This is a genomic window from Mycobacterium sp. E342 (assembly GCF_001667665.1).
GTDB lineage: Bacteria > Actinomycetota > Actinomycetes > Mycobacteriales > Mycobacteriaceae > Mycobacterium.
This window is the reverse complement of record NZ_LZJM01000210.1, coordinates 1-14,084: the sequence shown is the minus strand read 5'-3', so window position 1 is coordinate 14,084 and position 14,084 is coordinate 1. Positions and strand designations below refer to the sequence as shown.

Genomic DNA, 14,084 nt, shown 5'->3' with positions numbered 1-14,084 from the left:
ACTATATTGGTTGAGCCAATGAACCAGTCAAGTCCGCTGCGTCCGCCCGAGCGTCAACGCGTCGATGAACAGATCGCCGCGTCGATCGCGGACGCCATCCTCGACGGCGCGTTTCCGCCGGGCTCGGCCTTACCGCCCGAGCGCGACCTGGCCGAACAGCTCGGCGTCAACCGCACGTCGCTGCGGCAGGGTCTGGCCCGGCTGCAGCAGATGGGCCTGATCGAAGCCCGGCACGGCAGCGGCAACGTGGTCTCCGATCCGCAGGCGCTCACCCACCCCGCGGTGGTCGAGGCGCTGGTACGCAAACTGGGACCCGAGTTTCTGGTCGAGCTGTTCGAGATCCGGGCCGCCCTGGGCCCGCTGATCGGCCGGTCGGCCGCGCGGCGCGGCGCCCCCGAGGATGCCGAGGCTCTGCGCGCGGCGCTGGCCGCGGTCCGGGAGGCCGATAACGCGGCGGCGCGCCAGGCCGCCGACCTCGCCTACTTCCGGGTGCTCATCCATCACAGCCGCAACCGCGCACTGGCGTTGCTGTATCGCTGGGTCGAACACGCCTTCGGCGGCCGGGAGCACGAGCTCACCGCCGCCTACGACGACGCCGCGCCCGTGGTGGCCGGGCTGGCCGCGATCACCGACGCCGTGCTGGCGGGCGACGAGGGTGCGGCCGCCGCCGCCGTCGAGGAGTACCTGAACGCCAGTGCGGGGCGAATGGTCTTGGCCTACAACAGGACTGAGGTTACTCGGCGAGTCGAGTCGCCGGATGCACCGCGATGAGGCCTAACTTGCTGCGCCGCTTGCACATCGCCGCCAGCTCGGCGTAGGCCTTGGCGCCGAGCAACTCGGTCAGCTCGTCGGCCATGCTCTGCCAGACCTGCTGGGCTCCGACATGGGCGCCCGGGTCGCCGGTGCAATACCAGTGCAGGTCCGCGCCCCCGGAGCCCCAGCCTCGCCGATCGTATTCGGTGACCCAGGTCTTGAGGATCTCGGTGCCGTCGGGCCGCGTCACCCATTCCTGGCTGCGCCGGATCGGCAACTGCCAACAGACGTCAGGCTTCATGGTCAGCGGGGCGACCCCCAGCTTGAGGGCCTTGCTGTGCAGCGCGCATCCCACCCCGCCGGGAAAGCCGGGCCGGTTCAGGAAAATGCAGGCGTCCTTGTGTTTGCGGGTGCGGTACTGGGGCTGTCCGTCGTGCTCGTCGAGTTCCAGGTAACCCTTACGGCCCAAGCCCTTTTCGCGGAATTGCCAGTCTTCGTCGGTCAGCTGCTGCACGGCGTCGTCGAGCCGGGCGCGGTCGTCGTCGTCGGACAAGAACGCCCCGTGCGAGCAGCATCCGTCATCCGGGCGGCCGGCCACCGTGCCGTGGCAGGCGGGCGTGCCGAACACGCATGTCCAGCGGGACAGCAACCAGGTGAGGTCGGCCGCGATCAGGTGTTCGGGATTGTCCGGGTCGTAGAACTCCACCCACTCACGGGCGAAGTCCAGCTCGACCTCGTGTCCCGGCTCCGGGTAAGAATTCGCCACGGGTCCACGTTAGTCGACGATTCGGCCTGTTCGGCCCGCTGACACTCGGGGCCTGGCGATGCGGGATCGGCGAGCAACCCGGCGGGCCGCAACGCGGCCCGCCTCGTCGCCCGCAAGGTTAAATTGTCGTGCTCCTCAGCGGGCCGCGTTGCGGCCCGCTGAGGAGCACGACTAGGTTGTTTTCCGTGCGATTGGGCGTCCTCGACGTGGGCAGCAACACGGTTCACCTGCTGGTGGTTGATGCGCACCGTGGTGGGCATCCCACGCCCATGAGTTCGACGAAGGCGACGCTGCGGCTGGCCGAGTCGATCGACAGCTCCGGCAAGATCACCAAGCGGGGCGCGGAGAAGCTGATCTCCACCATCGACGAGTTCGCCAAGATCGCGGACAGCTCGGGCTGCGCCGAGTTGATGGCGTTTGCCACCTCCGCGCTTCGCGACGCGGTGAACTCCGAGGACGTGCTCACCCGCGTCCGCAAGGAGACTGGTGTCGAACTGGAGGCGCTGAGCGGGGTCGACGAGTCCCGGCTGACTTTTCTGGCCGTGCGCCGGTGGTACGGGTGGAGCGCCGGTCGGATCATCAACCTCGACATCGGCGGCGGCTCACTGGAGATGTCCAGCGGAGTCGACGAGGAGCCGGAGGTGGCCTTGTCGCTGCCGCTGGGCGCCGGCCGGCTGACCCGCGAGTGGCTGCCCGACGATCCGCCCGGGCGGCGCCGGGTCGGCATGCTGCGGGATTGGCTGGACGCCGAGCTCGCCGATTCCGCCGTGACGGTGCTCGAAGCCGGCGCGCCCGACCTGGCGGTGGCGACGTCGAAGACGTTCCGCTCGCTGGCGAGGCTCACCGGGGCGGCGCCGTCGGCCGCCGGACCGCGGGCGAAAAGAACGCTCACAGCAAACGGCCTCAGGCAACTCATATCTTTCATCTCTAGGATGACGACCGCCGACCGGGCAGAACTGGAAGGGGTGAGCGCCGAGCGGGCGCCGCAGATTGTGGCGGGTGCGCTGGTGGCGGAGGCGAGTATGCGAGCGCTGTCGATTGAATCGGTGGATATCTGCCCGTGGGCGTTACGGGAAGGTCTCATCTTGCGCAAACTCGACAGCGAAGCCGACGGAACGCCCCTCATGAAGCGATCCGTGCGCGATGCTGGAGGCCAGGCAGGTGATCGGGACGGCAACCGATCGAGAGGCGACAAAGCATGACCGGACCACATTCCGAGACCGAGAGCCCCGGCACTCGGCCGATCTCGGTGGCCGAACTTCTGGCCAAGAACGGAACCATCGGCGCCCCGGCGGTCACGCGGCGGCGTCGCCGGCGCCGCGGCGATAGCGACGCGGTGACCGTCGCCGAGCTGACCGGCGAGATTCCGGTCATCCGCGACGACCAGGAGGACCCGCGCACGGCCGGGCGGCCCAGCGCAGAACCGGTAGCCGAGGAGCGCGTCACCGAGCAGGCCGCGCCCGGGCAGCAATCCGAAGGCAAGCCCACCGCCTACTGGTCGCAGCCGGAGCCGCGCTGGCCCAAGTCGCCGTCACAGCCCAAGAAAGCAACGGGGCCGGAGCGCAGTGCCTACCCGCGCCCGCTCAGCCATGGCGAGGCGGGGGAGACCAACGGCACCGGGCGATCCGGCGCCGAGGGCATGAATCCCGACCCGATGGACCACTACACCGACCTCCCGGTGGACGTGATGGATTCGGAGGTGCGCGAGGCCGAACCCGCGCTGGAGGACTCCGCGTACGTCCGCTCCTTCCTGCAGACCGAGACCGACGAGGCCGAAGAGGACGCAGACCTGCTGGCCGCCGGATTCTTGCCGCACGAGGAGCGCGAGGAGGACCACTTCGAGGGCGAGGCCGGGCGGGTGGCCGACGTCCATCCGGCGGGCCGGCTCGAGGCGCTGTGGCGCGCCAGCCTGGTGGTGTTCCAGTCCATCCTGGCCGTCGCTTTCGGCGCCGGACTCTTCGTCGCCTTCGACGAGCTGTGGCGCTGGAACAGGATCGTCGCGTTGGTGCTCTCGGTGCTGGTGATTCTTGGCCTGGTGGTCGGCGTCCGGGTGGTGCGCAAGACCGAGGACATCGCCAGCACGTTGATCGCCGTCGCCGTGGGGGCACTGATCACCCTGGGCCCCTTGGCGCTGTCGTTGCAGTCAGGCTAGGCGGACCCGGAACCACACAGACCGTTGCGCCCAGCTATCAAAGTCGGACTCTCCACGGCTTCGGTGTACCCGTTGCGGGCCGAGGCCGCGTTCGAGTACGCGGCCCGGCTCGGTTACGACGGGGTCGAGCTGATGGTGTGGGCGGAGTCGGTCAGTCAGGACATCGACGCCATCGCAAAACTGTCCCGGCGCTACCGCGTGCCGGTGCTGTCCGTGCACGCCCCCTGTCTGCTGATCTCCCAGCGGGTGTGGGGAGCAAACCCGATCCCCAAGCTGGACCGCAGCGTGCAGGCCGCCGAACAACTGGGCGCGCAGACCGTCGTCGTGCACCCGCCGTTTCGCTGGCAGCGTCGCTATGCCGAAGGGTTCAGCGACCAGGTCGCCACGCTGGAAACGTCGAGCGACGTGATGGTCGCGGTGGAAAACATGTTCCCGTTCCGGGCCGACCGGTTTTTCGGGTCGGGCCAGTCGCGGGAGCGGATGCGCCGGCGTGGCGGCGGCCCCGGCCCGGCGATCTCGGCGTTCGCGCCCTCCTACGACCCGCTGGACGGCAGCCACGCGCACTACACGCTGGACCTGTCGCACACCGCGACCGCGGGCAGCGACTCGCTGGACATGGCGCAACGGATGGGGAACGGGCTGGTCCACCTGCACCTGTGCGACGGCAGCGGCCTGCCCGCCGATGAGCACCTCGTCCCCGGGCGGGGCACCCAGCCCACCGCCGAGGTGTGCCAGATGCTGGCCGGCAGCCACTTCGCCGGCCACGTCATCCTGGAAGTTTCGACGTCCAGCGCGCGTTCGGCCAACGAGCGCGAGAGCATGCTCGCCGAGTCGTTGCAGTTCGCCCGCACGCACCTGCTGCGCTGATCAGATCCAGGAGACCATGAACGCGTTATTCACCACCGCAATGGCGTTGCGGGAGGTCGGCCCCGGTGTGTTTGACGGCGAGCTGAACAAGCACTGGACCATCGGGCCCAAGGTGCACGGCGGGGCGATGCTGGCGCTGTGCGCCAAAGCCGCCCGCACCGCCTGCGGCGGGCAGTCGGCCGGCCTCGAACCGGCCCTGGAACCGGTCGCGGTGTCGGCCAGCTTCCTGTGGGCCCCCGATCCGGGACCGATGCGGCTGGTCACCTCGATCCGCAAGCGCGGCCGCCGGATCAGCGTCGTCGACGTCGAGCTCACCCAGGGCGACCGCACGGCCGTGCACGCCGTGGTCAACCTCGGCGAGCCGGAGCATTTCCCGCCCGATGGCGAAGCCAAGCCGCTGCTGTCGGCCAACCCGGTGGTGGGCCTGATGCCACCCGAGCCCCCCGAGGACGTCGCGCCGATCGGGCCCGGCCACCCGCTGGCCGGCCTGGTGCACCTGGGCGAAGGCTGCGACGTGCGGCCGGTGCTGTCGAGCCTGGAGCCGCCCGCTGACGGAGGCCCGCCGGTGATCCAGATGTGGGCGCGCCCCCGCGGGGTGGCCCCGGACGGGCTGTTCGCGCTCATGTGCGGGGATCTGTCGGCGCCGGTGACCTTCGCGGTGGAGCGCACCGGCTGGGCTCCCACCATCCAGCTGACCGCTTTTCTGCGCGGCCTGCCGGCCGACGGGTGGCTGCGCATCATCGCGACGTGCACCGAGATCGGGCACGACTGGTTCGACGAGGACCACACCGTGGTCGACAGTCTTGGCCGCTTGGTGGTGCAAGCCCGCCAATTGGCATTGGTCCCTGCCGCCGGGTAGCCGCCGCTGTCTGCGATGCTGTCGGGCATGGCAAGAATCGCGATCGTCGGTGGCGGCAGCATCGGGGAGGCTCTGCTGTCGGGTCTGCTGCGGGCAGGCCGGCAGGTCAAGGACCTGGTGGTGGCCGAGCGGGTGCCGGAGCGCGCCCAGTACCTGGCCGACACCTATTCGGTGTTGATCACCTCGGTGGCCGACGCGGTGGAGAACGCGTCCTTCGTGGTGGTCGCGGTGAAGCCCGGTGACGTCGAGCCGGTGATGACGGAGCTGACCCGGGCGGCGGCCGCGTCCGAGAGCGACACGGCCGAGCAGGTCTTCGTCACCGTCGCGGCGGGCATTGGCATCTCGTATTTCGAATCGAAACTACCGGCCGGGACTCCGGTGGTCCGGGCGATGCCCAACGCGGCGGCGGTCGTCGGCGCCGGGGTGACCGCCCTGGCCACGGGCCGGTTCGTCACCGCCCCGCAGCTCGAGGGGGTATCGGCCCTGTTCGACTCCGTCGGCGGCGTGCTGACCGTGCCCGAAGCCCAGATGGACGCCGTGACCGCGCTGTCGGGGTCCGGCCCGGCCTACTTCTTCCTGATGGTCGAGGCCCTGGTGGACGCCGGGGTCGCCGCGGGGCTGAGCCGGGACGTGGCCACCGACCTGACGGCGCAGACGATGGCAGGCTCGGCGGCCATGCTGCTGGAACGGATGGACGGCGAGCGGCGGCCGGTCGAAGGCGAGGGCCCGGGGTTGCGCGTCGACGCCACACCGACGCAGCTGCGCGCCACCATCACCTCACCGGGGGGCACCACCGCGGCGGGGCTTCGTGAACTGGAACGGGGCGGCCTGCGGGCGGCCGTCGACGCGGCCGTACAGGCCGCCAAAACGCGCTCTGAGCAGCTAAGAATTACATCGGAGTAATCCAAGAAATTTGAACTGATTGTCCCCCACCAGTACCAGTAACCCCATTAGTCCCGCTATTCTCCTCTTTGTATGCACGTGTGGGTGCCAGCGGAGGGGAAGCCGCTGGCATTGCGCGGGCCTGACACGATTGGGTTGCGATGACGTCTACGAACGGGCCATCGGCGCGAGATTCTGCTGGTAAGCGGGACACCGGTCCCGGCGAGGGCCAGCAGGGCAGGACACAATTCTTGACCGTCGCCGAGGTGGCTGCGTTGATGCGGGTCTCGAAGATGACGGTGTACCGGCTGGTGCACAACGGCGAGCTGCCCGCGGTCCGGGTCGGGCGGTCGTTCCGGGTGCACGCCAAGGCGGTGCACGACATGCTCGAGACGTCTTACTTCGACGCGGGCTGACCCGAAACCGCACTCCGCCATCACGCGGCGGTCGCCGGCGCCGGTTTGGTGTTGGGCGTATCCCGCCGGGTAAAGTGTCCGGGTCAATCCTGCAAGCAGGTCACGGGTCAGATAGCGGAGTTCATGGGTTCAGTAATCAAGAAGCGGCGCAAGCGCATGTCGAAGAAGAAGCACCGCAAGTTGTTGCGCCGCACCCGGGTGCAGCGCAGAAAACTCGGCAAGTAGGGCCCAGCCGCGCCGTAGTGCTGCGGTCTCTTCCGGTCGATAGGCTGCTTGGGTGGATCAGTCGAGTGGGGAAGGCGCCGGAACCGGCGACACCACGAGCAACACGGTGCATTACCCCAAGGTTGTGCTGGTAACCGGTGCGTGCCGGTTCCTGGGCGGTTACCTGACGGCTCGGCTCGCGCAGAACCCGATGATCAAAGGGATCATCGCGGTGGACGCGATCGCGCCCAGCAAGGACATGCTGCGCCGGATGGGCCGCGCCGAGTTCGTTCGTGCTGACATCCGCAATCCCTTCATCGCCAAGGTGATTCGTAACGGCGAGGTCGACACGGTGGTGCATGCGGCGGCGGCGTCTTACGCGCCGCGGTCCGGGGGCACCGCGGCGCTGAAGGAAATCAACGTGATGGGCGCGATGCAGCTGTTCGCGGCCTGTCAGAAGGCGCCTTCGGTGCGCCGCGTCGTGCTCAAGTCGACGTCCGAGGTGTACGGGTCCAGCGCGCACGATCCGGTGATGTTCACCGAGGACAGCACCAGCCGCCGTCCCCTGCGCGGCGGTTTCGCCAAGGACAGCCTCGACATCGAGGCCTACGCGCGCGGCCTGGGGCGGCGCCGGCCCGATATCGCCGTGACGATCCTGCGGCTGGCGAACATGATCGGGCCGGCAATGGACACCACGCTGTCGCGGTATCTGGCCGGGCCACTGGTGCCCACGATGTTCGGTCGCGACGCGCGACTGCAGTTGCTGCATGAGCAGGATGCGCTGGGCGCGCTCGAGCGCGCGGCGATGGCCGGTAAGGCCGGCACCTTCAACATCGGGGCCGACGGGATCATCATGTTGTCGCAGGCGATCCGTCGCGCCGGCCGGATTCCTTTGCCGGTGCCAGGTTTTGGCGTCTGGGCGCTGGATTCGCTGAGGCGGGCCAATCGCTACAACGAGATCAGCCGCGACCAGTTTGCCTACCTGAGTTACGGCAGGGTCATGGACACCACCCGGATGCGCTCGGAGCTCGGCTACCAGCCGAAATGGGCGACGGCCGAGGCCTTCGACGACTACGTCCGGGGCCGAGGCATGACTCCCATTATCGACCCGCATCGGGTACGCTCCCTGGAGGGTCGCGCCATATCTCTAGCTCAGCGCTGGGGTGGTCGAAATCCAGTTCCGTGGGGTGGGGTCAGGTAGGTATCGTGGCGGGTGAAAACAGAGCGAATGTCATTCCGCTGCATACGAATCGGGGCAGGGTAGCGGCGCGTCGGAAAGCCGATCAGCGCGCGGAGTCCTCTCGCCAGCATCCTTCATTGCTTTCGGATCCCCACGGTCGGGCGTCCGCCGAGCAGATCGCGGCCGTCGTCCGTGAAATCGATGACCACCGTCGCGCCACCGCCGGGTCGTCGGAGGTCCCGCTCAACGAACTGGCTCAACGCGTCGCCGCGGTGGCCGGATTCCTGCGCAAGCGGATCACCGGTGACTACGCCGTCGACGAGTTCGGCTTCGATCCGCACTTCAACAGCGCCATCGTCCGCCCCCTGCTCCGGTTCTTCTTCCGGTCCTGGTTCCGGGTGGAGGTCAGCGGTGTGGAGAACCTGCCCAGCGAGGGTCCCGCGTTGGTAGTCGCCAATCACGCCGGGGTTCTGCCCTTCGACGGGCTGATGCTGTCGGTGGCGGTGCACGACGAACATCCCGCCCACCGCGACCTGCGGTTGCTGGCTGCCGACATGGTGTTCGACCTGCCCGTCGTGGGCGAAGCCGCCCGCAAGGCGGGCCACACCATGGCCTGCACGACGGACGCGCACCGGCTGCTCGCCGCCGGTGAGCTGACCGCCGTGTTCCCGGAGGGCTACAAGGGTCTGGGCAAGCGCTTCGAGGACCGCTACCGGCTGCAGCGCTTCGGCCGCGGCGGCTTCGTGACGGCGGCGTTGCGCACCAAGGCCCCCATCATCCCGTGCTCGATCATCGGTTCGGAAGAGATCTACCCGATGCTGACGGACGTGAAGTTGCTGGCCCGCCTGTTCGGCCTGCCCTACTTCCCGATCACGCCGCTCTTTCCGCTGGCCGGGCCCGCGGGTCTGGTGCCGCTGCCGTCGAAGTGGCGCATCGCTTTCGGTGAGCCCATCTACACCAACGACTACGCCGCTTCCGACGCAGAGGACCCGATGGTCACCTTCGAGCTGACCGATCAGGTCCGCGAAACCATCCAGCAGACGCTGTACCGGTTGCTTGCGGGCCGCCGCAACATCTTCTTCGGCTAAAAAGGCTCTTCAACGCGAAAACGCCCCGGAGCCAATTGGTTCCGGGGCGTCCTCGGGCGACTTACTTGACCATCGTGAACTGGCAGACGTTCGTGTAGCCGTCGCGGAACAGGTCCGAGCAGCCACGGAGGTACTTCAAGTAGATGTCGTAGGTCTCCTGCCCCTTCAGGGCAATCGCCTCTTCCTTGTGCGCCTCGAGCGCATCACCCCAGGCGGTCAGCGTCGGAACGTAGTTCTTGCCGATGAAGTGGTGCCGCTCGATCTTGAAACCGGCGTCAGTCGCATACTTGTCAACCAGGTCGACCTGGGGCAACTTTCCGCCCGGGTAGATCTCCTTCAAAATGAAGCTGATGAACCGCAGCAGGGTCATGTTCACCTGCAAGCCCATCGCCTTGCCCTCTTCGGCGGAGGGCACCACGATCGAGTGCAGCAGCATGCGGCCGTCGTCGGGCAGCAGGTCGTAGTACTTCTTGAAGAAGGTGGCGTACCGCTCGTACCCGGCGTCACCCGCGCCGTCGGCGAAGTGTTCGAACGCACCCAGCGACACGATGCGGTCGATCGGTACGTCACCGGGGAATTCCTCCCAGCCCTGGATCCGCACTTCTTTGCGGCGGGGACTGTCCATCTTTTCGAACTCCGCCACACAATGGGCGTACTGGTTCTCGCTCAGCGTCAGGCCGATGACGTTGACGTCGTACTCCTGCACCGCGTGCCGCATGGTCGACCCCCAGCCGGAGCCGATGTCGAGCAGGGTCATGCCGGGCTCGAGGTTGAGCTTGTCCAGCGCGAGTTTGCGCTTGGCGTACTGCGCCTCTTCCAGCGTCTTGGTGAGGTTGTTCGGATCGGGATTCTCGTCGAAGTAGCCGCAGCTATAGGTCATCGACGGGTCAAGCCAGAGCTTGAAAAATTCGTTCGACTTGTCGTAATGGGATCGGACCGCCTGGACCGGCGGCTTCAGTTGGGTGCTACCCATTTCCCCCTGTGACGTCATTGATATCGACCCTACTTTCCGGCTGATATGGATGCAATCGCGGCCACTGTTGCTTCAGTGTCAGCTTCGCTTGACGCTTCCCCCAGCATCGTGACGACGCTGGTGATAAGCGGGTTCCCATCGACATCGGTCACTTCGCTGCGGATCTCAGCGAGCACGGTGCCATGGGATTGGATCACCGAGTCGAGATAGGTGTCGAAGTACAGCTTATCGCCGGCGACGATCGGCCGGTGAAATTTAAATTTCTGGTCGCGGTGGATCACCCGCGCGATGTTGATCGGGATGCTGAACTTGGTGAAGATCTCCAACTGCACACGCCGTCCGGCGATGGCGAGGAACGTCACCGGAGCCACCAGCGAGTCATACCCGGCAGCCGCGGCGGCCTCCTCGCTGAAGTGCGTCGGATGGTCGTCCTTGACGGCGAGCGCGAACTCCCGGATCTTCTCGCGCCCGACGAGGAAGTAATCCGGTGCCCGGTAATGGCTGCCGATGAGTCCTTCGGCTTCTTTGGGGGTCGTCATGCCGCTATCGCTCTCCGCTCGAATATGTCTCAGCGGCGCAGCCTATCAGCGCGATTGCCTCCGGGACGCCACCGCGGCCAGTGCCCCGCCGGCCGCTCCCAGCGCCAACGCCGACGGCACCCCGATCCTGGCGGCCTTGCGCGCGGTGCGAAAGTCGCGGATCTCCCAGCCGCGTTCGCGGGCCAGGGTGCGCAGCCGGGCGTCGGGATTGATGGCCACAGCAGTGCCCACCAGGGAGAGCATGGGCACGTCGTTGAAGCTGTCCGAGTAGGCGGTGCAGCGTTTGAGGTTGAGGCCTTCCCGGATCGCCAGCGACCGCACCGCGTGCGCCTTACCCGTGCCGTGCAGGATGTCGCCGACGAGCCGTCCGGTGAACACGCCGTCGACCGACTCGGCGACGGTGCCCAGGGCGCCGGTCAGGCCGAGCCGCCGCGCGATGGTCGCCGCGAGTTCGTAAGGCGTGGCGGTGATCAACCACACCTGCTGGCCCGCGTCGAGATGCATCTGCGTGAGCTCGCGGGTGCCCGGCCAGATCTTGTCGGCGATGATCTCGTCGTAGATCTCCTCGCCGAGGGCCACCAGCTGGTCGACCGATCGACCCTCGATGAAGGCGAGGGCTTTGCGCCGGCCGGCGGCGACGTCGTTGCTGTTCTCCTTGCCGAGGATCTGGAATTTGGCCTGGGCATAGATGAAGCCGAGCACGTCGCGATAGGTGAAGTAGTTGCGCGCCGCGAGGCCGCGACCGAAGTGCACCGCTGAGGAGCCCTGCACCAGTGTGTTGTCGACGTCGAAGAAGGCGGCAGCGGTCAGGTCGATCGGCGGCTGCGGGCGGTCCTCGTCGGTGGCGGCTTTTTCGGCTTGCAGACCTTCCAGCGCGCGGGCGGCGCTGGCGTCGGCGGCCAGCGACTCCAAGTCAACGCGACTGACGTGTCCGTTGCCCGGCTCAGAGGAAGTCATCGCCAAACCTCCTAGATCGCTGTGTTGCCTGGCGACCCAGTGGGTCCCGGTATCCAACCCTATCCGGCGGGAGCCGGGGGATGCGTTGCGTCTTCGGCAAGCTCACAGTCGGTCGTCGAGTGCTCTGGTCGTCGGGCCGCCTGGCGCCGAGCGTGAAGGTAGTTTCACGCTCGCTGGCGGGCGCTTCGAATGTTGAGCGTGAACCAATCCGACGGAACACCTTGGCGCAGCATGTAATCGAGTTCCTCGAAACTTAGAACGATCACACGTGACGCCGCGATCGCATCATGCTCTGGCATCCATCCCCGGTCACTCGGTTCGTCATCGACCGTCATGCTGACGCGCCCGGGATAATTGGCCGGATCGGGCTTGCTGAGCGAGACCCTGGGATTGAGGCCCTCTCGATACCAACGGAAGCTGGGAGAATTGCTGTACTTCCCGGTATGAGCCATCTGACTAATCAAAAATGCCAGGTATTTTTCGGCGTCTTCGTAATTTCTGAACATCCAGTAGGTATGCCGTGAACCCCGTTCTTCACTATCAATGAAAAAATCTCCGTCCTTCCAAGTCAAATAGTAAGATACATCGCCGTCGTCAATGAAGCCCAACTCCTCGCTGCTCGTCATTTCGGGCGGCCGTCTTCCCCAGAACACCTGCTCCTGAGATTCCCGGCCACTTGGCTCGCGCTGAGCGTCGCCCGGCGAGCGCCCTTGACGTCGCAGATAGATTTCCTGCCATGCATACCAATACTTTACGAGTCGGTGCATGAACGGCGGGAACGTAGTGAGGTCGAGCTTGCCATCAACCATCGTTTTGCCTTGGCTTAATTTCTATTATTCGTGGATCATGCGAGCGAAGCGATATCTCCAGGCATACCGTCGAGCAGCGCCGCGGTTAACTCCTTGAACGATAAGAGGAGGATTCGCATTCTTGGCTCATCTTCGGGGAATGCAAATCCATAGCAATCGGGCCGTGTTGTGAGTGTGTAGCGTTTCAGATATTGCTCCACAAAGCCTTCTTCAAGGCCTGGGTACTCGCTTTTGAGAAGATTGATGACGTCCAGATCTGCAGCGCCGATCGCTATACGAGAGTCGGGGCCGCGATCGTCCCACTTGACGAATTGGGTCTGTAAGCGAAGGCTCACGCGAGTGCTATCTGCAACGCGCATGATGATGTACTTACCTGCGTCCGAGAATCTTGAAAACAGTACAATTATTTCCTCATCCCGCTGCGCCGCTCTTTCGTGCTTCAACGAACTCAATACGCTGAAGTAACCAAGCTTTGTACGCGCGATAATCCAAGCTCCCCAGTCGCCTTGCTCCGCCCACTCAGGCCATTTTGCGACTTTGTTCGAGTAGTCCGAGCGGAAATATAGACGGTCTTCATGCCTCTCTGCCTCGTCGTACGGTCCGTTGCCGACGCTGTTGGCAATTTTGCGCCAAAAGTTGTAATGGTCTATGAACTCACCATATCCGTCTTCCGCGCTGAAGTTTGTGGCCAACTCTGAACACCCCTTCTTGGTTGCCGCGCTATCCCAGTGCCAGGTAACCATTTTCAAGTAACCATTTGATCAGAACAGTCTTGCCGTTCTTGTCAACAACCACCCATTGTGTTCCACCGCCCGGCTGTCCGAATGCATCACCCACTTTTCCGTACCGGACTTGCCATCCTTCCGGCAATTCCTTACCGGTGCCGTGAAATCGATTGTAGTCACCAGATGAACCGGGGGCCAATCCGCGGTCAGGATAGAGGTCACCGGCCGCGGCCATGTAATCGCCTCGATCGTCGCTAACCTCTCCGATTCTGTCTAGCCATGTTTCCTGCGGAATGCTGCGAGCTGTTTCATACCTGCCATCCGCGAAACCGTCTACTTTTGGCCACTTCCACGTTCTGGTCGCTGGATCCCAGTACCTTTCGAGTATTTCCTGAGCGGCCATTCCCTCGTAAGGACTATGCGCCGCTGATTCGGCGATTTCCCGGGGGCATCCGTGTTCCAACAGATCCTGTACGAGCCGCTCGGGTGATTGGGCGAGCGCCAACTGCGCCTGGTGCCACGGCTTCAAATCCGCGAAGGAGGGGACTTCTAGCCGATGCTCGTCGGCGCCGTCATCGGGCGGTGTGCCGTCGTGAGGGTGATGTGAACCGGGCGATTTCTCGCCGTCTGCGGGGGTAATAGGCCCGTCACTCGGCGAGTGTGGCGCGTCTCCATCGCCGGGCGGCGGACCGCCGTCGTGGGGCAGCTGCGGTTCGGGCGGGTGAACGCCCGATCCCCCGGCGTGCGGCGGGTCTCCAAAGGGCAGCGATGCTTCGGGGGGCGCTCCGCCCATGGGCACCGAAGGCGGCGTCGGCAGGTGCGGCTCCGGTAGCGATGGGAGACCCGCGCTGGGAGGTGCAGCGGCCGGTTCGCCGCCGGGCGAAGGCGCGTGGGCTGGCACGGGCTCGGCCGGC

Annotated in this window: 17 protein-coding genes; 10 read left to right on the top strand and 7 right to left on the bottom strand. The window is 66.0% G+C overall.

Annotation, left to right across the window (positions count from 1 at the left end; translation table 11 throughout):
* Positions 1–18: 18 nt before the first annotated feature.
* Positions 19–771: a FadR/GntR family transcriptional regulator gene (locus A5692_RS15885; RefSeq protein ID WP_068057497.1), complete on the top strand. Its 753-nt coding sequence runs from the start codon at positions 19–21 to the stop codon at positions 769–771.
* On the opposite strand, the gene A5692_RS15880 is transcribed toward A5692_RS15885, so the two are convergent.
* Positions 734–1,519, bottom strand: a complete 786-nt coding sequence (locus tag A5692_RS15880; RefSeq protein WP_068057495.1) for a hypothetical protein — start codon at positions 1,517–1,519, stop codon at positions 734–736. The genes A5692_RS15885 and A5692_RS15880 overlap by 38 nt on opposite strands.
* A 185-nt stretch (positions 1,520–1,704) precedes the next feature.
* Between A5692_RS15880 and A5692_RS15875 the strand changes: the two genes are divergently transcribed.
* The 9 genes from A5692_RS15875 (at position 1,705) to A5692_RS15840 (ending at position 9,167) form a co-directional block, all read left to right on the top strand.
* Entirely contained in the window at positions 1,705–2,721 is a 1,017-nt protein-coding gene (locus A5692_RS15875; RefSeq protein ID WP_068057494.1) for a Ppx/GppA phosphatase family protein, read from the top strand.
* Positions 2,718–3,671, top strand: a complete 954-nt coding sequence (locus tag A5692_RS15870) for a hypothetical protein (protein WP_068057492.1) — start codon at positions 2,718–2,720, stop codon at positions 3,669–3,671. Before A5692_RS15875 ends, A5692_RS15870 begins: the two co-directional genes overlap by 4 nt.
* A gap of 24 nt (positions 3,672–3,695) precedes the next feature.
* A complete protein-coding gene (locus A5692_RS15865; RefSeq protein WP_068057490.1) occupies positions 3,696–4,538 on the top strand; it encodes a sugar phosphate isomerase/epimerase in 843 nt (280 codons plus the stop codon).
* A gap of 16 nt (positions 4,539–4,554) precedes the next feature.
* Positions 4,555–5,397 carry a thioesterase family protein gene (locus A5692_RS15860; RefSeq protein ID WP_068057488.1) on the top strand — a complete coding sequence of 281 codons (843 nt, stop codon included), beginning with the start codon at positions 4,555–4,557 and terminating at the stop codon, positions 5,395–5,397.
* 27 nt (positions 5,398–5,424) lie between these two features.
* On the top strand, positions 5,425–6,300 hold the full coding sequence (gene proC, locus A5692_RS15855) for a pyrroline-5-carboxylate reductase (protein ID WP_197514477.1): 876 nt from the start codon (positions 5,425–5,427) through the stop codon (positions 6,298–6,300).
* Between the two features lie 140 nt (positions 6,301–6,440).
* Positions 6,441–6,695 carry a cell division/environmental response transcriptional regulator gene (locus A5692_RS15850; protein WP_068057485.1) on the top strand — a complete coding sequence of 85 codons (255 nt, stop codon included), beginning with the start codon at positions 6,441–6,443 and terminating at the stop codon, positions 6,693–6,695.
* 123 nt (positions 6,696–6,818) lie between these two features.
* The gene (locus tag A5692_RS28375) at positions 6,819–6,920 is read left to right on the top strand and encodes a 30S ribosomal protein bS22 (protein WP_003402602.1); all 102 of its coding nucleotides are present in this window, start codon (positions 6,819–6,821) and stop codon (positions 6,918–6,920) included.
* Positions 6,921–6,972: 52 nt separating this feature from the next.
* Complete coding sequence (locus tag A5692_RS15845) at positions 6,973–8,100, top strand: SDR family oxidoreductase (RefSeq protein WP_068057484.1); 1,128 nt, start codon at positions 6,973–6,975, stop codon at positions 8,098–8,100.
* Positions 8,082–9,167: a lysophospholipid acyltransferase family protein gene (locus A5692_RS15840; RefSeq protein WP_197514476.1), complete on the top strand. Its 1,086-nt coding sequence runs from the start codon at positions 8,082–8,084 to the stop codon at positions 9,165–9,167. Before A5692_RS15845 ends, A5692_RS15840 begins: the two co-directional genes overlap by 19 nt.
* Before the next feature lie 61 nt (positions 9,168–9,228).
* Here the strand turns inward: A5692_RS15840 and A5692_RS15835 are convergent, their stop codons facing one another.
* The 6 genes from A5692_RS15835 to A5692_RS29880 all read right to left on the bottom strand — a co-directional run bounded on the left by A5692_RS15835 (position 9,229) and on the right by A5692_RS29880 (position 13,573).
* On the bottom strand, positions 9,229–10,158 hold the full coding sequence (locus A5692_RS15835; protein ID WP_068057480.1) for a cyclopropane mycolic acid synthase family methyltransferase: 930 nt from the start codon (positions 10,156–10,158) through the stop codon (positions 9,229–9,231).
* Between the two features lie 11 nt (positions 10,159–10,169).
* Positions 10,170–10,679 carry a MaoC family dehydratase N-terminal domain-containing protein gene (locus tag A5692_RS15830; protein ID WP_068057478.1) on the bottom strand — a complete coding sequence of 170 codons (510 nt, stop codon included), beginning with the start codon at positions 10,677–10,679 and terminating at the stop codon, positions 10,170–10,172.
* A gap of 45 nt (positions 10,680–10,724) precedes the next feature.
* Entirely contained in the window at positions 10,725–11,636 is a 912-nt protein-coding gene (locus A5692_RS15825) for an HAD family phosphatase (protein WP_068057476.1), read from the bottom strand.
* 164 nt (positions 11,637–11,800) lie between these two features.
* Complete coding sequence (locus tag A5692_RS29125) at positions 11,801–12,445, bottom strand: hypothetical protein (protein ID WP_156766105.1); 645 nt, start codon at positions 12,443–12,445, stop codon at positions 11,801–11,803.
* A 35-nt stretch (positions 12,446–12,480) separates the two neighbouring features.
* Positions 12,481–13,188, bottom strand: coding sequence for a hypothetical protein (locus A5692_RS29885; RefSeq protein WP_231984340.1), 708 nt, complete (start codon positions 13,186–13,188; stop codon positions 12,481–12,483).
* Positions 13,166–13,573: a TNT domain-containing protein gene (locus A5692_RS29880; RefSeq protein WP_231984339.1), complete on the bottom strand. Its 408-nt coding sequence runs from the start codon at positions 13,571–13,573 to the stop codon at positions 13,166–13,168. The genes A5692_RS29885 and A5692_RS29880 overlap by 23 nt, the downstream gene beginning before the upstream one ends.
* Positions 13,574–14,084 lie beyond the last annotated feature (511 nt).